Raw genomic sequence first — 18,888 nt, 5'->3', positions numbered from 1 at the left:
TACGCCGGGTTATTAAGCGTGCAGGGTCTCTGCGGCGTACAGGGTATTTTCCAGCAGGCAAGCACGCGTCATCGGGCCGACGCCGCCCGGTACTGGGGTGATCCAGCCGGCGCGGGGCAGGGCGGTTTCGTACACCACATCGCCCACCAGCTTACCGTCGTCCTGGCGGTTGATGCCCACGTCGATGACGATGGCGCCTTCCTTGATCCATTCACCTTTGACCAGTCCTGGCTTGCCGGCAGCAACCACAACCAGGTCGGCGCGGCCAACGTGGCCGGCGAGGTCTTTGGTGAAGCGGTGGGTGACGGTCACGGTGCAACCGGCCAGCAACAATTCCATGGCCATCGGGCGGCCGACGATGTTGGAGGCGCCGACCACAACTGCATCGAGGCCGTACAGGTCGACACCGGTGCTTTCCAGCAGGGTCATGATGCCTTTTGGCGTGCACGGGCGCAGCAGCGGGATGCGCTGGGCCAGGCGGCCGACGTTATAAGGGTGGAAACCGTCGACGTCTTTGTCGGGGCGAATGCGCTCCAGCAATTTGGAGGCGTCCAGATGCTCGGGCAATGGCAGTTGCAGCAGGATGCCATCGATCTTCGGGTCGTCGTTGAGGCTGTCGATCAGGTCGGTCAGGGCCTGCTGGGTGGTTTCGGAAGGCAAGTCGTAGGCCTTGGAAATAAAGCCGACCTCTTCACAGTCTTTACGCTTGTGCGAGACATAAACCTGAGAGGCAGGATCGCTGCCGACCAGGATCACCGCGAGGCCAGGCGTGCGCAGGCCTTGCTGGCTGCGCTCGGTGACTCGTTTGGCGATCTGCTGGCGCAGGCTGGCGGCGATTGATTTGCCGTCGATAAGTTGTGCAGTCATTACGCGTGATTAACCATCGAGAGGGGGAAGAAAAGTGCGCGCATTCTCGCATGCCAGGACGTGAGGGCAAAGGCGCTTGGTCTGCAAATTGCCCTAACCCCTTAAATAAAATCAGTTTTTTTCAAAAAAGATTTGACGGGTTTCGAGGGCGTCTATACTATTCGTCGCACTTGTCGGGCACAGCCTAGCACTGGTTAAGAAGGTCGAGCAGAATAGCGTGTTGTTCTGCAAGGCTGGAAGCACTTAGTTTGTAATCCTCCAAGAGTACAGATTAATCAGGCGCCCGTAGCTCAGCTGGATAGAGCATCCGCCTTCTAAGCGGATGGTCGCAGGTTCGAGTCCTGCCGGGTGCGCCATTAGGCAGCTTTGGCACAAGTAGCGCTATATGGTGGGCGTAGCTCAGTTGGTAGAGCACGGGATTGTGACTCCCGTTGTCGAGGGTTCGATCCCCTTCGTCCACCCCATATTTTAAAAGGCGCCAGATTAATCGTCTGGCGCCTTTGCTTTAAGAGCTTCAAGCGCGGATGTGGTGGAATTGGTAGACACACTGGATTTAGGTTCCAGCGCCGCGAGGCGTAAGAGTTCGAGTCTCTTCATCCGCACCAAATAAAGCTTGGTCCCGTCGAAAGGCAGGGCAGGGCTCGACAAAGAAGTGGTTTGGTTTCTTTGTTAACGCAATATGGTGGGCGTAGCTCAGTTGGTAGAGCACGGGATTGTGACTCCCGTTGTCGAGGGTTCGATCCCCTTCGTCCACCCCATATTCGAAAGGCGCCAGATTTAACAGTCTGGCGCCTTTTTTGGTTTCAGCGGTTCGAAATATCCAGCGGCTGCAGGTAATGGGGCGCGATGGCAGGGCGTTTCGTCGTATTTATGTATCTCGATGATGCTGCGCTGCCTGCCAGCCCTGTTTGCGGGGTTGGCCGTCAGGGAGATGGATGACGACTTCTTCTATATATAGAAGGGGCGGCGCAGAGCCCTGGCGTGATGGGTTGTATTTGTCACCGGGGCGAGGTGCATCCGTGCCTTCGTACCGATAAATTGCCGGCTGTTTTCGGGCGTATTTGCAGTAGGGTGACTTCTTGAGTTTGACCCACTAGAATGCATGCCCTTGATTGGGGTCGGAAATGGCCGGCTAACGTCTGTGCAACGAGGAATATCCATGCAAGTTTCTGTTGAAAATACTACTGCTATCGAGCGTCGCCTGAGCATCACCGTGCCGGCTGAGCGCATCGAAACTGCGGTCAACAAGCGTCTGCAGCAGACTGCCCAGAAGGCCAAGATCGCTGGTTTCCGTCCAGGCAAAGTGCCAATGAGCGAAATCAAGCGCCGTTTTGGTGCCGATGCGCGCCAGGAAGCTGTCGGTGACGTGATCCAGGCTTCGTTCTACGAAGCTGTTGTCGAGCACAAGCTGAACCCAGCAGGTTCGCCTTCGATCGAGCCTAAGTCCCTGGAAGCTGGCAAGGACCTGGAATACGTTGCTGTATTCGAAGTGTTCCCTGAATTTGAAGTGGCCGGTTTCGAAGGTATCGAAATCGAGCGTCTGAGCGCCGAAGTGGCTGATTCGGACCTGGACAACATGCTGGAAATCCTGCGCAAGCAGAACACCCGTTTCGAAGTGGCCGACCGCGCTGCCCAGAACGAAGACCAGCTGAACATCGATTTCGTTGGCAAGGTTGACGGCGAAGTGTTCGCTGGCGGCTCCGCCAAGGGTACTCAGCTGGTGCTGGGTTCCAACCGCATGATCCCAGGCTTCGAAGACGGTCTGGTTGGCGCCAAAGCCGGCGAAGAGCGCGTTCTGAACCTGACCTTCCCTGCTGACTACCAGAACCTGGACCTGGCTGGCAAAGCCGCCGAGTTCACCGTGACCGTCAACAGCGTTTCCGAGCCTAAGCTGCCAGAGCTGAACGAAGAATTCTTCGCTCAATTCGGCATCAAGGAAACCGGCATCGAAGGCTTCCGCACCGAAGTTCGCAAGAACATGGAGCGCGAGCTGCGTCAGGCCATCAAGTCCAAGGTCAAGAACCAGGTCATGGACGGTCTGCTGGCCGCCAACCCGATCGAAGTGCCTAAGGCCCTGCTGTCCAACGAAGTGGATCGTCTGCGCGTTCAAGCTGTTCAGCAGTTTGGTGGCAACATCAAGCCTGACCAACTGCCGGCCGAGCTGTTCGAAGAGCAAGCCAAGCGCCGCGTCGTGCTGGGCCTGATCGTGGCTGAAGTGGTCAAGCAGTTCGACCTGAAACCCGACGAAGACCGCGTTCGCGAAATGATCCAGGAAATGGCTTCGGCCTACCAGGAGCCAGAGCAGGTCGTGGCTTGGTACTACAAGAACGATCAGCAACTGAACGAAGTGCGTTCGGTTGTGCTGGAAGAACAAGTTGTGGATACTGTTCTGCAGAAGGCTAAGGTGACCGATAAAGCGGTCTCTTACGAAGAAGCAGTCAAACCGGCGGAAGCAGCACAAGCCGACTGATTGTCCAACTCGTTGGAAATACAACCATAAGCCAGCCTCGCGCTGGCTTATGCGTTTTCAAGACATGACTATTTGGGAGTAACTGCAGAGCATGTTCCGTAATTCCTATATTCAGCAGAACTCTGATGTCCAGGCCGCTGGCGGCCTGGTCCCGATGGTTGTCGAGCAGTCCGCTCGTGGCGAACGCGCCTACGACATCTACTCGCGCCTGCTCAAGGAGCGAGTGATCTTTCTGGTGGGCCCCGTAGAGGACTACATGGCCAACCTGATCTGTGCGCAGCTGCTGTTCCTTGAAGCGGAAAACCCGGACAAGGACATCCATCTCTATATCAACTCGCCGGGCGGTTCGGTGACAGCAGGTATGTCGATCTACGACACCATGCAGTTCATCAAGCCGAACGTCTCGACCACGTGCATTGGCCAGGCCTGCAGCATGGGTGCATTCCTGCTGACCGCCGGTGCCGAAGGCAAGCGTTTCTGCCTGCCGAATTCGCGCGTGATGATTCACCAGCCACTGGGCGGTTTCCAGGGCCAGGCGTCGGACATCGAAATCCACGCCAAGGAAATCCTGTTTATTCGCGAGCGCCTCAATACGTTGATGGCCAAGCACAGCGGGCACACCTTGGAAGAAATCGAGCGCGATACCAACCGCGACAACTTCATGAGTGCCGAAGCTGCGAAAGCATACGGGTTGATCGACGACGTGATCAGCCAGCGCCCCGCTTAATATAAGCTGCTCAAAATAGGGCTGGTCGGCATGTCCGACCACTGGCGGGCTTGAAAAAGCCCGCATAAGCCTTCATCTTGTGTTGCAAGCCTATCGGATTTGGATCGAACGAATGACTGACACCCGCAACGGCGAGGACAACGGCAAGCTGCTCTATTGCTCCTTCTGTGGCAAAAGCCAGCATGAAGTGCGCAAATTGATTGCCGGCCCCTCGGTCTTTATCTGCGACGAGTGCGTCGACCTGTGCAATGACATCATCCGTGAGGAGGTGCAGGAAGCCCAGGCCGAAAGCAGCGCGCATAAATTGCCTTCGCCTAAAGAAATCAGCGGCATCCTTGACCAGTACGTGATTGGTCAAGAGCGTGCAAAGAAGGTTCTGGCCGTAGCGGTGTACAACCACTACAAACGCTTGAACCAGCGTGACAAGAAAGGCGACGAAGTTGAACTCGGCAAGAGCAACATCTTGCTGATCGGTCCTACAGGCTCGGGTAAGACCCTGCTGGCAGAGACCCTCGCTCGCCTGCTGAACGTTCCGTTCACCATCGCCGACGCTACCACCCTCACCGAGGCTGGCTACGTGGGTGAAGACGTCGAGAACATCATTCAGAAACTGCTGCAGAAGTGCGACTACGACGTAGAGAAGGCCCAGATGGGTATTGTCTACATCGACGAAATCGACAAGATCTCGCGCAAGTCGGACAACCCGTCGATCACCCGGGACGTTTCCGGTGAAGGCGTGCAGCAAGCCCTGTTGAAACTGATCGAAGGCACGGTCGCTTCCGTACCGCCACAAGGCGGCCGCAAGCACCCGCAGCAGGAATTCCTTCAGGTTGATACGCGCAACATCCTGTTTATCTGTGGTGGTGCGTTCTCCGGCCTGGAAAAAGTCATCCAGCAGCGTTCGACTCGTGGCGGCATCGGCTTCAGTGCCGAAGTGCGCAGCAAGGAAGAAGGCAAGAAGGTTGGCGAGTCCCTGCGTGAAGTCGAGCCAGACGATCTGGTCAAGTTCGGTCTGATCCCGGAATTCGTGGGTCGTCTGCCAGTCCTGGCGACGTTGGACGAGTTGGATGAGGCTGCTCTGATTCAGATCCTCACCGAGCCGAAAAACGCCCTGACCAAGCAGTACGCCAAGTTGTTCGAGATGGAAGGTGTAGACCTCGAGTTCCGTACCGATGCCCTCAAATCGGTGGCCAAGCGGGCACTGGAGCGCAAGACCGGTGCACGTGGCCTGCGTTCGATTCTGGAAGGCGTGTTGCTCGACACCATGTACGAAATCCCCTCGCAGTCCGAGGTGAGTAAAGTGGTGATCGACGAAAGCGTCATAGAAGGTAAGTCCAAGCCACTGTATATCTACGAAAACAGTGAGCCGGCTGCCAAGGCTGCGCCTGACGCGTAAGCGTTCCGCAGTTTCGGTATAAACAAGGGGCCTCCAGGGGCCCCTTTGTTTTTACGACGTTTTTTACCCCATGGCGTTTACTGCGTTTAACTGCTGGCAATAAGCTTGTTTTTTTTGCATGCAGCCCCCATCTTGGTTTCAAGCTTATTTTTCATCTGTCATAGAGGCGAAATCATGAAGACCACCATTGAATTGCCTCTCCTGCCGTTGCGTGATGTCGTCGTCTATCCGCACATGGTTATCCCGCTGTTCGTGGGGCGCGAGAAGTCTATCGAAGCCCTCGAGGCCGCGATGACGGGCGACAAGCAAATCCTGCTGTTGGCCCAGAAGAATCCTGCTGACGATGATCCAGGCGAAGAAGCCCTGTATCGCGTCGGTACCATTGCGACCGTGCTGCAACTGCTCAAGCTGCCAGATGGCACCGTCAAGGTGCTGGTGGAAGGTGAGCAGCGTGGTGCGGTCGAGCGTTTCATGGAGGTGGATGGCCACCTGCGCGCTGAAGTGGCGCTGATCGACGAAGTCGAGGCCCCTGAGCGCGAGTCCGAAGTTTTTGTACGCAGCTTGCTCTCGCAATTCGAGCAGTATGTGCAGCTGGGCAAGAAAGTCCCGGCTGAAGTCCTGTCTTCCCTCAACAGCATCGATGAGCCAAGCCGCCTGGTCGACACCATGGCCGCGCACATGGCGCTGAAGATCGAGCAGAAGCAAGACATCCTCGAAATCATCGACCTGTCGGCGCGTGTCGAACACGTGCTGGCGCTGCTGGATGCCGAAATCGACCTGTTGCAGGTCGAGAAGCGCATCCGTGGTCGCGTGAAGAAACAAATGGAGCGCAGCCAGCGCGAGTACTACCTGAATGAGCAGATGAAGGCCATTCAGAAAGAACTCGGCGAGAGCGAGGAAGGCCACAACGAAATCGAAGAGCTGAAAAAACGCATCGACGCCGCCGGCCTGCCGAAAGACGCCCTGACCAAAGCCACTGCCGAGTTGAACAAGCTCAAGCAGATGTCACCGATGTCGGCCGAAGCCACCGTGGTGCGCTCCTACATCGACTGGCTGGTGCAAGTGCCGTGGAAGGCGCAGACCAAAGTGCGCCTGGACCTGGCACGTGCCGAAGACATTCTTGACGCCGACCACTATGGCCTCGAAGAAGTCAAAGAACGCATCCTCGAATACCTCGCTGTGCAAAAGCGCGTGAAGAAGATTCGCGGTCCGGTGTTGTGCCTGGTGGGTCCGCCTGGCGTGGGTAAAACCTCGCTGGCTGAGTCGATTGCCAATGCCACCAACCGTAAATTCGTGCGCATGGCCCTCGGTGGTGTGCGTGATGAAGCGGAAATCCGTGGTCATCGCCGCACTTACATCGGTTCGATGCCAGGAAGATTGATTCAAAAGATGACAAAAGTGGGTGTGCGCAACCCGCTGTTCCTGCTCGATGAAATCGACAAAATGGGCAGCGACATGCGTGGCGATCCAGCTTCGGCGTTGCTGGAAGTGCTCGACCCCGAGCAAAACCACAATTTCAACGACCATTACCTGGAAGTCGACTACGACCTGTCCGACGTAATGTTCCTGTGCACCTCCAACTCCATGAACATCCCGCCGGCGCTGCTGGACCGGATGGAGGTGATTCGTCTGCCGGGCTACACCGAGGACGAGAAGATCAACATCGCCGTCAAATACCTCGCGCCCAAGCAGATTTCGGCCAACGGCCTGAAGAAGGGCGAGATCGAATTTGAGGTCGAGACGATCCGCGATATCGTGCGCTACTACACCCGCGAGGCCGGTGTACGGGGCCTGGAGCGCCAGATCGCGAAGATCTGCCGTAAGGCGGTCAAGGAGCACGCACTGGAAAAACGCTTCTCGGTGAAGGTCACGGCCGACTCCCTGGAACATTTCCTGGGCGTGCGTAAATTCAGCTACGGCCTCGCCGAGCAGCAGGATCAGGTAGGGCAGGTGACTGGCCTGGCGTGGACCCAGGTGGGTGGCGAATTGCTGACCATCGAAGCCGCGGTGATCCCTGGCAAAGGTCAACTGATCAAGACCGGCTCCCTGGGTGACGTGATGGTTGAATCCATCACCGCCGCGCAGACCGTGGTGCGCAGCCGCGCCAAGAGCCTGGGGATCCCCCTGGACTTCCACGAGAAGCACGACACGCACATCCACATGCCGGAAGGGGCGACCCCGAAAGACGGCCCTAGCGCTGGCGTAGGCATGTGCACGGCCCTGGTGTCGGCATTGACGGGCATTCCGGTGCGCGCCGATGTGGCCATGACCGGGGAAATCACCCTGCGTGGTCAGGTATTGGCCATCGGTGGCTTGAAAGAGAAATTGCTTGCTGCACACCGGGGTGGTATCAAGACGGTGATCATTCCTGAAGAGAATGTTCGCGACTTGAAGGAAATTCCTGACAACATCAAGCAGGATCTGCAGATTAAACCGGTTAAATGGATTGACGAGGTCCTGCAAATTGCGCTGCAATACGCGCCGGAGCCCTTGCCGGATGTGGCTCCGGAGATAGTTGCCAAGGACGAAAAACGCGAGTCTGATTCCAAGGAAAGAATTAGCACGCATTAATGTGTTAAAGCCTGGGGGGCTTCCTTGACAGCTTTTTAGAGCCCTTGTTATAAAGCGGCTCTTAAGTGTCTGTAGGCCATTCAGCACTGGTTTTTGCTTTCACCAAAAAACTTAGAATCATACTCAATAGATATATAAGGGGACTTAGAGTGAACAAGTCGGAACTGATTGATGCTATCGCTGCATCCGCTGATATCCCGAAAGCTGCTGCTGGCCGTGCGCTGGATGCAGTAATCGAATCCGTCACTGGCGCTCTGAAGGCCGGCGACTCCGTGGTCCTGGTAGGCTTCGGTACTTTCTCTGTGACTGACCGCCCAGCTCGCACTGGCCGTAACCCACAGACTGGCAAAGCACTGCAGATCGCTGCTGCCAAGAAACCAGGTTTCAAAGCCGGTAAAGCCCTGAAAGAAGCTGTTAACTAAGCCTCGATCCAGCCTTTACCTACCCGGGACGAACGTAGGTTCGACCTGGGAGCGGAGCGGCAGCAGACCCACGTATGCATCGGGTCGCGAAGCCGGGGGGGAGAACCAAAGCCCCCGTCCGCTCCGCCAGTTGCGAGAAGGCGCATCCTTGGATGCGCCTTTCTTATATCCGTACTCTACCCACGCTCCACGGTTGCCTATTCTTGAAGTTCAACCGTTTCTGGGGGACGCATGCTGCAAAATATCAGGGACAATTCACAAGGCTGGATTGCCAAGACCATTATCGGGATCATCGTCGCATTGATGGCGTTCACCGGTATCGAGGCCATTTTCCAGGCTTCGGGTAACAGTAAGCAGGACGTGGCCAAGGTCAACGGTGAAGAAATCACCCAGACCGAACTGAGCCAGGCCGTCGACATGCAACGTCGCCAGCTGATGCAACAGCTGGGCAAGGATTTCGATGCCTCCCTGCTGGATGAAAAACTGCTGCGCGAAGCGGCCCTCAAGGGTCTGATCGATCGCAAGCTGTTGCTGCAAGGTGCGGCTGACTCCAAGTTTGGCTTTTCTGAAGCTGCGCTGGACCAGGTAATCCTGCAGACACCGGAATTCCAGGTGGACGGCAAGTTCAACGCCGAACGCTTTGACCAGGTGATCCGTCAACTGGGCTACAGCCGTATGCAGTTCCGTCAGATGCTGACCCAGGAAATGCTGATCGGTCAGGTTCGCGCAGGTATTGCTGGCAGCGGTTTCGTCACCGATGCCGAAGTGCTGGCATTTGCGCGTCTGGAAAAACAGACCCGCGACTTCGCGACCGTCAACATCAAGGCCAACCCTGACGCGGTGAAACTCACCGACGAGGAGGTCAAGGCTTACTACGACCAGCACGCCAAAGAGTTCATGACCCCGGACCAAGTGGTCATCGACTATCTGGAACTGAAGAAGTCTTCCTTCTTCGACCAGGTTGCCGTGAAGGACGAAGAGCTGCAGGCGGCCTATCAGAAAGAAACCGCCAACCTCGCTGAACAGCGTCGTGCCGCGCACATCCTGATCGAAGTCAACGACAAGGTCACCGACGCGCAAGCCAAGGCCAAGATCGAAGAAATCCAGGCGCGCCTGGCCAAGGGTGAGAAGTTCGAAGCCCTGGCCAAGGAGTTCTCCCAGGATCCGGGTTCGGCCAACAGTGGCGGCGATCTCGGCTTTGCCGGCCCTGGCGTCTATGACCCAGACTTCGAAACTGCCTTGTACGCGTTGAACAAAGACCAGGTCTCGGCACCGGTACGCAGCACCTTCGGTTGGCACTTGATCAAGCTGTTGGGCGTTGAAGCACCGCAAGTGCCGACGTTTGCCAGCCTGAAAGACAAGCTGACCAAAGAGCTCAAGACCCAGCAGGTTGAGCAACGTTTTGTCGAAGCGACCAAGCAATTGGAAGATGCGGCATTCGAAGCGTCTGACCTGGCCCAGCCGGCATCTGACCTGAAACTGACCGTTCACACCTCCGCGCCGTTTGGCCGTGAAGGTGGCGAAGGTGTTGCGGCCAACCGTGCCGTGGTCACCGCAGCGTTCAGCCCGGAAGTACTGGATGAAGGTGCCAACAGCACCGCCATCGAACTGGACCCGGAAACCATCATCGTGCTGCGTGCCAAGGAGCATCTGAAGCCTTCGCAACTGCCGCTGGAAAGCGTCAATGCGGCGATTCGCACGCAGATGGCCAAGGAGCGCGCCAGCGCGGCTGCCAAGGCTCATGCTGACGAATTGATCGCCAGCCTGCGTGATGGCAAGACTGCGCTGAATCAGCCGGTCGACGGCCAGGCGTGGAAAGTCACTGAAGCGGCCACCCGTGGCCAGGAAGCGATCGACCCTGCGGTGCTGCAAGCCCTGTTCCGCATGCCCAAGCCTGCGGCCAAGGACAAGCCGACCTTCACCACTGTGACCCTGGCAGATGGTAGCCTGGTGATCGTGCGCTTGAACGGTGTCAACGAAGCTGCTGCCCCAACGGACGAAGAAAAGGCGCAATACCGCCGCTTCCTCGCCTCCCGTGTTGGCCAGCAGGACTTCGCGGCCTACCGCAAGCAGTTGGAAACCAAGGCTGACATCAAGAAGTTCTGATGTCGGTTTGAACAAAAAGCCCCCGGCCTGAAAAGACCGGGGGCTTTTTTATGTGCGCTAGACTCGTCGCTCGTTAACGCCAGCCAGGGAGTTTCAAGCGTGTCGATTCAAGGAATAGAAGCGTGGGTGATCCGTCGCGCGAGTGCAGCGGATGTCCCGGCAGTGTTGCAGGTGTTTGATGGTGTGATCGCCTGGTTCGTGAGTAGGGGCAATACCGCTCAATGGGGCACTGAGCCCTGGTCGGCACTGCCACGGCGAGTCGAGCAAGTCACGCAGGCTTGCGTGTTGCCGGGTGCTTGGGTAGTCGAGGCGCCAGACGGGCTTATCCTGGCGGCACTGGTGCTGGGCGAGCCGATGCCTTACGTGCCGGCAGCCTGCGAGCCGGAAGTCTATGTGCGATTGCTGATCGCCGCGCGTGACGTGCGTGCCCGTGGGCTGGGTCGACGGCTGCTGGCCTTCGCTGACGACCAAGCCCGTGCTGCTGGAGCGAGGCGCCTGCGAGTGGACTGCTATGCCGGTGGCACGGGGGAGCTTGTGCGGTTTTATGAAGCGTGCGGGTATCAGCGTCTCTCAACGTTCGAGCTGGAAGGATGGCCGGGCCAGTTGTTGGGACGCGACCTGTGAGGCCCCGATCAGTGCCAGTAGCATCAGTAGCACAATTGCCCACGGAAATGCGGTGACGCCCCAGCCCTGAAGCAACACGCCGCCCGCCAGCCCACCACCTGCTATCCCGAGGTTCCACACGGTCACCAGCATCGACTGGGCGGCGTCCGCCGACTCACCTGCTGATTTGGCTAGCGCTGTTTGCAGCAAGGCAGGCAGCCCGCCGAACGCCAGGCCCCACAACGCGACGGCGAGATAGATGACAGCGGGCACGTTCATCCAGAAGGCCAGTGCCAAGGCAATCACGCCAAACAGTGCGCAACTGATCAGCAGCAGTGCGCGCAGCCATCGATCAATCAGCACGCCGGCCAGCCAGATGCTCAACAAAGCGGCGAGGCCGAACACCAACAGCACTCGGTCGATATCCGCAGCAATGCCGGCTGGCACCAGCAGCGGCGCGATATAGGTGTACAGAACGTTGTGGGCCAATACGTAGGTCAAGGTCACCCACAGCACCGGACGAATCCCCGGCAAGGCCAGCACTTGGTGCAGGCCCAGGCGTTTTCCAGCCGGTTCGCCCGCGAAATCCGGCAGTTGCCAACGCGCCCATACCAAGAGCACTAATGTCAGCCCTGTCATGATCGCAAAGCTCAGGCGCCAGCCGACCGTGGCCCCCAGAAAGGTGCCGGCGGGCACGCCCAGTGACAGCGCCAACGGTGCCCCAAGCATGGCCACCGCAATCGCGCGACCTTGCAGATGAGGTGCCACCATCCGGCTGGCATAACCCGCCAGAAGTGCCCACAGCAGCCCGGCAAACACGCCGGCGAAGAAGCGTGCGACGAGGGTCAGCCCGTAGTGGCTGGAAAGGGCGGTCACGCTGTTGACCAAAGCAAAGCCGGCAATGGCGATAAGCAGCAGAGGGCGGCGTCGCCAGCCTCGGGTCAACAGCGTCAGCGGGATGGCCGCCAGCAGTGATCCGAGGGCGTACAGCGTGACCAATTGTCCAACCAGTGCGGGTGACACGTCCAAGCCTTCGCCCATTTGTGGCAAGAGACCGGCGGGCATGGCTTCGGTGAGGATGGTTATGAAACCGGCGCTGGCCAAGGCCAGCAGGCCACCCAATGGCAGCGTTTCCCGCTGGACGTTCACGGGGGAATCGGTAAGGGAGGTCATCGTGCTCTATCCATGCAAAAGGGCAAGCAGGCAGGGTAGGGGGCTGTGGTCGGCGGAAAAACAGGCTAAGGTTCCGAACTTATCGGACTTCAACGTCCGCAATCATCGAGGACTTTTTCATGGACAGCCTGGGTAGCCTTTCCGTCTTCGTGCAGGTGGCGGAGACCCGCAGCTTCACCGCTGCCGGGCGTGTGCTGGGCGTATCGTCTTCAGCCATCGGCAAAAGCATTGCGCGGATGGAAGAGCGCCTGGGCGTGCGGTTGTTTCACCGCAGCACCCGCAGCATCACCTTGACCGGCGAAGGTGCGCTGTTCCTTGAGCGCTCGCGGCGCATCCTGGCTGAGGTCGAGGCCGCCGAGCGGGAGCTGACCGAAGCCAGTGCCACGCCGCGCGGCAAGTTGCGCATCAGCGTGCCGCAAGTGCGTGGCCTGTTGATGCCGGTGATCAGCGACTTCATGCGCGCCTATCCTGAGATTGAGTTGGATGTGGATTTTTCCGACCGCATGGTGGATGTGATCGAGGAAGGGTTCGACGCGGTGATTCGCACCGGCAAGCCAGAAGACTCTCGGCTGATGGCTCGTCACCTGGGGCATTACCAGTTGGTGCTGGTGGGAACACCAGGGTATTTTCGCCAGCACGGCACACCGCAGCAGCCGCAGCAGTTGAGCGAGCATGCCTGCCTGCGCCACAAGTTTTGCGCGACCGGCAAACTGGAGCACTGGCCGCTGCGACTTGTCCCCGGCACCTCGGATCCCGTTTTGCGCGCCCCGCTGGTAAGCACCACGATTGAATCCCTCAACCACGTGGTGCACGAAGGCCTGGGTATCGCCTGTCTGCCGGACTACATGGTCAATCAGGCGGTGAACGAAGGACGTCTGCAGCGGGTGCTGGATGATTACCTGGAGCACCGGGGTAGTTTCTGGATGTTATGGCCATCAAGTCGCCATGCCTCGGCCAAACTGCGCGTGTTTATTGATCATATGTGTGCTGGGCTGTTTCCTACGGGCGGCGTCGTGTAAGGCTGTGACGTTTTACCGACAGGAATGCGCGCGCCAAGGCAGCGTTCTGTTGCACAATACCGCCCGGACCGTTTTCCTCAGGATTTTCAATGTCGACATCATTTCACTTGCGTAGCCTCGGGCTGGCGCTGGTGCTGGCGGGCGCCGCGGGCTGCTCGTCACCCAAGACCGCCATTTATGAACATGAGAATTTCGACGACTCCGGTACGTTTTCCCGGGATTACCCGGTCACTGACGTCGCAGCGTGCGAAGCCGCGCGACGTGCCTTGCTGAGCCAGGGCTACATCATCACCAGCAGCGATCCGAAACTGGTGGTGGGCAACAAGAGCTTCCAGCAGACCGGCGAGACCCATCTGCAGATCAGCTTCAACGTGGTGTGTGCCGATGATGGCAAAGGCACCCAGCATTCGACGATGTTCGCCAACGCCCTGCAGGATCGCTATGCGCTGAAGAAGGTCAACAACTCCGCGAGCCTGGGGGTGGGCGTGCTGGGTTCGGTGTCGATGCCGATCGGCTCCACCGATGACTCCATGGTGAAGGTGGCCAGCGAGACGGTGTCGGCGCCGAAGTTCTACGAGCGTTACTTCGCGCTGGTGGACGTGTTCCTGCCGCAAGAGGTGAAGAAGGCCGAGAACATTCCCGAGAAGCCCAAGGCTGAGCTCGGCGTGCCGGAACCTAAAGCCGCACCCGCCGCCGAGAAGGTCGAGCCTGCGAAGGAAGAGCCCGCTGTTTCACAGCCGGTAGCACCACCCGTCGAGGCTGCGCCGATTGCGCCGCAGGCCGAGCCTGCACCGGCCACCAGCAACCCGGACCTGCCACCGCCGACGGAAGCGATTCCACCGCTGCCGACACCCGCGCAGTAATTCGGTGAGGCTAAATCCGCACAACGCTGCTACGTTTGATACTTGAGTGCAGGAACGTCATGACGCCGACATTTTTTCGTCATGACGGCACTTTAGGCTGGTGATGCAGGTCATTTACCTGCAGCCACTCTTAACTCAAGAAGGAGTCCACCATGGACGATTATCAGGAAGAACTGCTGGAGTACCACGCGATTGAGTTGGACCCGCTGGAACCGGCTGACGACGCTACAGAGCTGTAATACCGACTTCAGGCGGAATGCCGCTGACTGCGGCGAAATTCCCCTGGGGTCTGGTTGTTCCATCGCCTGAAGGCCCGTTGAAACGCCTGGGCCGAGGCAAAACCGAGCAAGTAGGCGATCTCGCCGAACGCCAGTTCCGTATCGCGGATGTAGGTCATGGCCAGGTCGCGGCGGGTGTCATTGAGAATCGCGCGGAACTGAGTGCCTTCGTCGGCCAGTTTGCGGCGCAGCGTCCAGGTGGGCAGCTTCAAGCGTGCCGCCACTTCTTCCAGGTCGGGTTCCCGGCCGCCATTGAGCATGGGCCCGAGCAAGCGGGTAATGCGCTCGCGCAGGCTGCGGGTGCGGGTCAATTGCTCCAACTCTCTCTCACAAAGTTGTAACAACAGGTTCCAGGTGCTGGGGCAATGCTGTGGGTTGCGCAGGGCCAACGTCTGCTGGTTGAGGCGCAGTTGGTTGGCCTCGGCACCGAAGTGGATGTCTCCCAGCACGCTGTACTGATCGCTGTATTCCGGTGCCTCGAACTCGATGTCGATGCGCTGCGCCTGCACCGGTTGCTGGGCCAGGCTCGACAGTTGATGCAGCCAGCCGGCGATGATCGAGTCCACCACAAAGCGGTTGTAGGCGTTGTAGGGGCTGATGGAATAGAACCGCAACCAGGCGCCTTCGGCATCTTCGGCAAAGCTCGACTGCCCTCGATAATTGGAGCCGTACAGCGCTTCGAAGCGAGTCAATGCGCGCGCCGCCTCGCGTACGTTAGGCGCTTGCGCGGCAGTGACGCCCGCCAGCCCGGCCTGGCTCAAACGGCTGAGCTGGCCCATGCGCAGGCCCAGGCCCGCGTCGCCGGTCAGTTGGATGGCGGCATGGCCCAGGCGCATATAGCGCGGGATCGACAGGCGGGCACCCGCTTCAGCGAGGCGTGCCGGGTCGAGGCCGTATTGCAGCAGCAGCGGTTGCGGGTCCAGGCCGTGGCTGTGAATGGCATCCGCCAGGGTGTGCACGAAGCCCACCGACAAATCTCCCAGCCGTACGGGCTTCACAGCCAGATATTCAACAGGCGCGCGCCACGGGCTTCGCCATCGGCGTTGACTTGCCCGTTGCTGCTGAGAAAACTGTGCCCGGCCGTGCCCAGGTCCCAGAACTGGCCCCGCAGGAACACACTCATGCCGGCGCTGGCCTGGCTGACCGGGGGCTGGCTGATCAGGGTCAAGCGACGCCAGGCTTCGCCCTCACTGAGTTCTTCGGGCTTGAGGCTGATTTCGGTCGGCGTGGACACGCTTTTGAAGCCGCGCCAAGGGCGGTTCCAGGTATCGCGGCCCAGCACAAAGGCCGGCACTGCAATCAGCTGGGCGCCTTGTTCGTTGAGTTTGCGGTAGTTGTCCGGGTACCAGCTGTCGCTGCCCACCAGTACACCCAAGCGGCCAGCCGGGGTATCGACCACGCTGACGACGTTTTCATCACCCGGCTCGATAAAGCCGCGCTCGTCATAGATCGGGTAAAGCTGGCGCTGCGGATCGCCGATCGGCAAGCCATCGGCGGCAAACACCACGCTGGCGTTGTACAAGGCGCCATGGCCGACGCGCAGTTGGCCCTGGCTGACACTCGGGTTGGGCAGGGTGATGGAACCGGCCACCAACGTGACCCCGAACTCCTTGGCCAGGCCACCGAACAAGACTTGGTAGTCCCGCGCCATGCCGTCGGCTTTCATGCGCAGATAGGCGTCGTCCGTGCGGTTGTCGCCGGTGGCGCTTATCCAGGCGCGGGCGAACAGCAGCGGGTTACTCACCGACAGCCAGTTCATCGCATCCTTGGCGTGGAGGGCTTGGTACACCTCGTTCTTTTCGCCGGTGAGCATCAGCCAGGTGCCGATGTGTTCAGGCAGCACCACGATGGTCTTGTCGTTGATCAGCCCCTGGTCGCGGGCTTTTTGCAGGTAGGCCGCGAGCTTCAAGTGCAGCCGTTCCAGGCTCTGGTAATCGGCGGGGAACAGCTCCGGCTGGATGCCCAGCAGGTTGCCTCGGTCGGCCGGCAGGCCTTCGTTGACGGCGAGGGTGATGCGCAGGTCCGACAGGTAATGCGCCACGGGGCGCTCCTGGGTCCAGACCAGATACGCGGCGACGGCGGCAACCAGGGCCATGGTGACGGTAAAAGCGAGAAGTTTACGCATGGGGCAACAGACAACAGACCGTGTGCAGGGTTCGCCACTAGGGTAGGGCCCATGGACGGGCTTGCCAAGGGGCGCTGTGCATTTGGATCAATAACTTGTCAGTTTCGGTCATTGAGCCGTCGTCCACCGCCTCTTAGTCTGTGGGACATAAACCGATGGCAGGCCATTCGAGCCTTCCACGTCCCGTGATGATCCGTTGTGGAGCTTGACCATGACCGCTGCTGCCTACCCGCACCTGCTGGCCCCGTTGGACCTGGGTTTTACCACCTTGCGCAACCGTACCCTGATGGGTTCGATGCACACCGGCCTGGAAGAAAAGCCCGGCGGTTTCGAACGCATGGCGGCTTACTTTGCCGAGCGCGCCCGTGGCGGCGTGGGCTTGATGGTCACTGGCGGCATCGGCCCGAATGATGAGGGCGGTGTGTATGCCGGTGCGGCCAAGCTGACCTCTGACGAAGAAGCGCAGAAACATAAGATCGTGACCCAGGCCGTGCACGAAGCCGGCGGCAAGATCTGCATGCAGATCCTCCACGCCGGCCGGTATGCCTACAGCCCCAAGCAGGTAGCACCGAGCGCGATCCAGGCGCCGATCAACCCGTTCAAGCCCAAGGAGCTGGACGAAGAGGGCATCGAAAAGCAGATCCGGGATTTCGTTACCTGCTCGCTGCTGGCCCAGGTGGCTGAGTATGACGGCGTGGAAATCATGGGTTCCGAAGGTTATTTCATTAACCAATTCCTCGCGGCCCACACCAACCACCGCACCGACCGTTGGGGTGGCAGCTACGAAAACCGCATGCGCCTGGCCGTGGACATCGTGCGTCGTGTGCGTGAGGCCGTGGGCCCGAACTTCATCATTATCTTCCGCCTGTCGATGCTCGACCTGGTGGAAGGCGGCAGCACCTGGGAAGAAATCGTGCAACTGGCCAAGGCCATCGAAGGTGCCGGCGCGACCATCATCAACACCGGGATCGGCTGGCACGAAGCACGCATTCCGACCATCGCGACCAAGGTGCCCCGTGGCGCATTCAGCAAAGTCACCGCCAAGCTGCGCGGTGCGGTGCAGATTCCGCTGATCACCACCAACCGTATCAACACCCCGGAAATCGCCGAGCAAATCCTTGCCGAAGGCGACGCCGACATGGTCTCCATGGCGCGGCCATTCCTGGCCGACCCGGACTTCGTCAACAAGGCTGCCGCCGGGCGTGCCGATGAGATCAACACCTGCATCGGTTGCAACCAGGCCTGTCTGGACCATACCTTCGGCGGCAAGTTGACCACCTGCCTGGTCAACCCTCGGGCGTGCTACGAGACTGAACTCAATTACCTGCCGGTCAAACAGATCAAGAAGATCGCCGTGGTGGGTGCCGGTCCTGCGGGCCTGGCGGCTGCCACGGTGGCGGCAGAGCGCGGGCATCAGGTGACCCTGTTCGATTCCGCCAGTGAAATCGGCGGCCAGTTCAACATCGCCAAGCGTGTGCCGGGCAAGGAAGAGTTCTTCGAAACCCTGCGCTACTTCAAGCGCAAATTGCAGACCACCCACGTCGAACTGTGCCTCGACACCCGTGTGGATGTGGCGCAACTCACGGCAGGTGGTTATGACGAGATCATCCTCGCCACCGGCATTGCGCCGCGTACCCCGGCGATTCCAGGCATCGACAATGCCAAGGTGCTGAGCTACCTGGATGTGATCCTGGAGCGCAAGCCGGTGGGCAAGCGCGTCGCGGTGATCGGTGCCGGCGGCATCGGTTTCGACGTCTCGGAATTCCTCGTGCACCAGGGCGTGTCCACCAGCCTGGACCGCGAAGCGTTCTGGAAGGAATGGGGCATCGACACCCAGCTGCAAGCGCGAGGCGGCGTGGCCGGGATCAAGGCCCATGTGCATGCCCCGGCGCGTGAAGTGTTCCTGCTGCAGCGCAAGGCCTCCAAGGTCGGCGACGGCCTGGGCAAGACCACCGGTTGGATCCACCGCACCGGCTTGAAGAACAAACAGGTACAGATGCTCAACAGTGTCGAGTACCTGAAGATCGATGATGAAGGCCTGCACATCCGCATTGGCGCCGAAGGCGAACCCCAGGTGCTGGCGGTGGACAACATCGTCATCTGCGCCGGCCAGGACCCGCTGCGCGAATTGCAGGACGGCCTGGTCGCGGCCGGCCAGAACGTGCACCTGATCGGCGGCGCCGACGTGGCGGCCGAGCTGGACGCCAAGCGCGCCATCAACCAGGGCTCGCGCCTCGCCGCCGAGCTGTAAGACCCGAAGCGGGGCGG

General features: G+C 59.5%; 14 protein-coding genes and 4 tRNA genes. 14 read left to right on the top strand and 4 right to left on the bottom strand.

What is annotated here, in order from left to right; all coding sequences use genetic code 11:
* Positions 1-12: 12 nt before the first annotated feature.
* Positions 13-867 carry a bifunctional methylenetetrahydrofolate dehydrogenase/methenyltetrahydrofolate cyclohydrolase FolD gene (folD, locus tag HX823_RS15395; protein ID WP_061448970.1) on the bottom strand — a complete coding sequence of 285 codons (855 nt, stop codon included), beginning with the start codon at positions 865-867 and terminating at the stop codon, positions 13-15.
* A 279-nt stretch (positions 868-1,146) separates the two neighbouring features.
* Here folD and HX823_RS15390 point away from each other — a divergent pair.
* The 11 genes from HX823_RS15390 to HX823_RS15340 all read left to right on the top strand — a co-directional run bounded on the left by HX823_RS15390 (position 1,147) and on the right by HX823_RS15340 (position 11,183).
* Positions 1,147-1,223 (top strand) — tRNA-Arg (locus tag HX823_RS15390).
* Positions 1,224-1,255: 32 nt separating this feature from the next.
* Positions 1,256-1,331, top strand: a tRNA-His gene (locus HX823_RS15385).
* Positions 1,332-1,387: 56 nt separating this feature from the next.
* Positions 1,388-1,472, top strand: a tRNA-Leu gene (locus HX823_RS15380).
* A 77-nt stretch (positions 1,473-1,549) separates the two neighbouring features.
* Positions 1,550-1,625: transfer RNA gene (locus HX823_RS15375), tRNA-His, on the top strand.
* 401 nt (positions 1,626-2,026) lie between these two features.
* Positions 2,027-3,337 (top strand): trigger factor, encoded by a 1,311-nt coding sequence (tig, locus tag HX823_RS15370; protein WP_038848420.1) that lies wholly within the window; start codon positions 2,027-2,029, stop codon positions 3,335-3,337.
* 91 nt (positions 3,338-3,428) lie between these two features.
* Positions 3,429-4,064: an ATP-dependent Clp endopeptidase proteolytic subunit ClpP gene (gene clpP, locus HX823_RS15365; protein ID WP_033903269.1), complete on the top strand. Its 636-nt coding sequence runs from the start codon at positions 3,429-3,431 to the stop codon at positions 4,062-4,064.
* Positions 4,065-4,176: 112 nt separating this feature from the next.
* Complete coding sequence (gene clpX / locus HX823_RS15360) at positions 4,177-5,460, top strand: ATP-dependent Clp protease ATP-binding subunit ClpX (protein ID WP_010209414.1); 1,284 nt, start codon at positions 4,177-4,179, stop codon at positions 5,458-5,460.
* A 174-nt stretch (positions 5,461-5,634) separates the two neighbouring features.
* The gene (lon, locus tag HX823_RS15355; RefSeq protein WP_177075365.1) at positions 5,635-8,031 is read left to right on the top strand and encodes an endopeptidase La; all 2,397 of its coding nucleotides are present in this window, start codon (positions 5,635-5,637) and stop codon (positions 8,029-8,031) included.
* A gap of 149 nt (positions 8,032-8,180) precedes the next feature.
* Positions 8,181-8,453: an HU family DNA-binding protein gene (locus tag HX823_RS15350; RefSeq protein ID WP_003174819.1), complete on the top strand. Its 273-nt coding sequence runs from the start codon at positions 8,181-8,183 to the stop codon at positions 8,451-8,453.
* A gap of 231 nt (positions 8,454-8,684) precedes the next feature.
* A complete protein-coding gene (locus tag HX823_RS15345; protein ID WP_038848425.1) occupies positions 8,685-10,559 on the top strand; it encodes a SurA N-terminal domain-containing protein in 1,875 nt (624 codons plus the stop codon).
* A gap of 99 nt (positions 10,560-10,658) precedes the next feature.
* Positions 10,659-11,183, top strand: coding sequence for a GNAT family N-acetyltransferase (locus HX823_RS15340; RefSeq protein WP_177075363.1), 525 nt, complete (start codon positions 10,659-10,661; stop codon positions 11,181-11,183).
* Here HX823_RS15340 and HX823_RS15335 read toward each other — a convergent pair.
* Positions 11,130-12,335 carry an MFS transporter gene (locus HX823_RS15335; protein ID WP_177075361.1) on the bottom strand — a complete coding sequence of 402 codons (1,206 nt, stop codon included), beginning with the start codon at positions 12,333-12,335 and terminating at the stop codon, positions 11,130-11,132. The genes HX823_RS15340 and HX823_RS15335 overlap by 54 nt on opposite strands.
* Before the next feature lie 119 nt (positions 12,336-12,454).
* Here HX823_RS15335 and HX823_RS15330 point away from each other — a divergent pair, with 119 nt between their 5' ends.
* Positions 12,455-13,354, top strand: a complete 900-nt coding sequence (locus HX823_RS15330) for a LysR substrate-binding domain-containing protein (protein ID WP_177075359.1) — start codon at positions 12,455-12,457, stop codon at positions 13,352-13,354.
* A gap of 89 nt (positions 13,355-13,443) precedes the next feature.
* On the top strand, positions 13,444-14,217 hold the full coding sequence (locus HX823_RS15325; RefSeq protein WP_038844054.1) for a DUF2242 domain-containing protein: 774 nt from the start codon (positions 13,444-13,446) through the stop codon (positions 14,215-14,217).
* Positions 14,218-14,464: 247 nt separating this feature from the next.
* Here the strand turns inward: HX823_RS15325 and HX823_RS15320 are convergent, their stop codons facing one another.
* Complete coding sequence (locus HX823_RS15320; RefSeq protein WP_033903258.1) at positions 14,465-15,493, bottom strand: AraC family transcriptional regulator; 1,029 nt, start codon at positions 15,491-15,493, stop codon at positions 14,465-14,467.
* The gene (locus HX823_RS15315) at positions 15,490-16,620 is read right to left on the bottom strand and encodes a carbon-nitrogen hydrolase family protein (protein ID WP_177075357.1); all 1,131 of its coding nucleotides are present in this window, start codon (positions 16,618-16,620) and stop codon (positions 15,490-15,492) included. Before HX823_RS15315 ends, HX823_RS15320 begins: the two co-directional genes overlap by 4 nt.
* A 211-nt stretch (positions 16,621-16,831) precedes the next feature.
* Here HX823_RS15315 and HX823_RS15310 point away from each other — a divergent pair, with 211 nt between their 5' ends.
* Entirely contained in the window at positions 16,832-18,871 is a 2,040-nt protein-coding gene (locus tag HX823_RS15310) for an NADPH-dependent 2,4-dienoyl-CoA reductase (RefSeq protein WP_177075355.1), read from the top strand.
* Positions 18,872-18,888 lie beyond the last annotated feature (17 nt).

This window comes from Pseudomonas sp. P7759 (genome assembly GCF_013386445.1).
Classification (GTDB): domain Bacteria; phylum Pseudomonadota; class Gammaproteobacteria; order Pseudomonadales; family Pseudomonadaceae; genus Aquipseudomonas; species Aquipseudomonas azotoformans_A.
This window is presented reverse-complemented; position numbering and strand designations above follow the sequence as displayed.

Coding starts and splice junctions, on each gene's coding strand:
- HX823_RS15330 (WP_177075359.1), top strand. CDS start 12,455: ATGGACAGCCTGGGTAGCCTTTCCGTCTTCGTGCAGGTGGCGGAGACC.
- HX823_RS15335 (WP_177075361.1), bottom strand. CDS start 12,335: ATGACCTCCCTTACCGATTCCCCCGTGAACGTCCAGCGGGAAACGCTG.
- HX823_RS15325 (WP_038844054.1), top strand. CDS start 13,444: ATGTCGACATCATTTCACTTGCGTAGCCTCGGGCTGGCGCTGGTGCTG.
- HX823_RS15315 (WP_177075357.1), bottom strand. CDS start 16,620: ATGCGTAAACTTCTCGCTTTTACCGTCACCATGGCCCTGGTTGCCGCC.
- folD (WP_061448970.1), bottom strand. CDS start 867: ATGACTGCACAACTTATCGACGGCAAATCAATCGCCGCCAGCCTGCGC.
- tig (WP_038848420.1), top strand. CDS start 2,027: ATGCAAGTTTCTGTTGAAAATACTACTGCTATCGAGCGTCGCCTGAGC.
- HX823_RS15310 (WP_177075355.1), top strand. CDS start 16,832: ATGACCGCTGCTGCCTACCCGCACCTGCTGGCCCCGTTGGACCTGGGT.
- HX823_RS15345 (WP_038848425.1), top strand. CDS start 8,685: ATGCTGCAAAATATCAGGGACAATTCACAAGGCTGGATTGCCAAGACC.
- clpP (WP_033903269.1), top strand. CDS start 3,429: ATGTTCCGTAATTCCTATATTCAGCAGAACTCTGATGTCCAGGCCGCT.
- clpX (WP_010209414.1), top strand. CDS start 4,177: ATGACTGACACCCGCAACGGCGAGGACAACGGCAAGCTGCTCTATTGC.
- lon (WP_177075365.1), top strand. CDS start 5,635: ATGAAGACCACCATTGAATTGCCTCTCCTGCCGTTGCGTGATGTCGTC.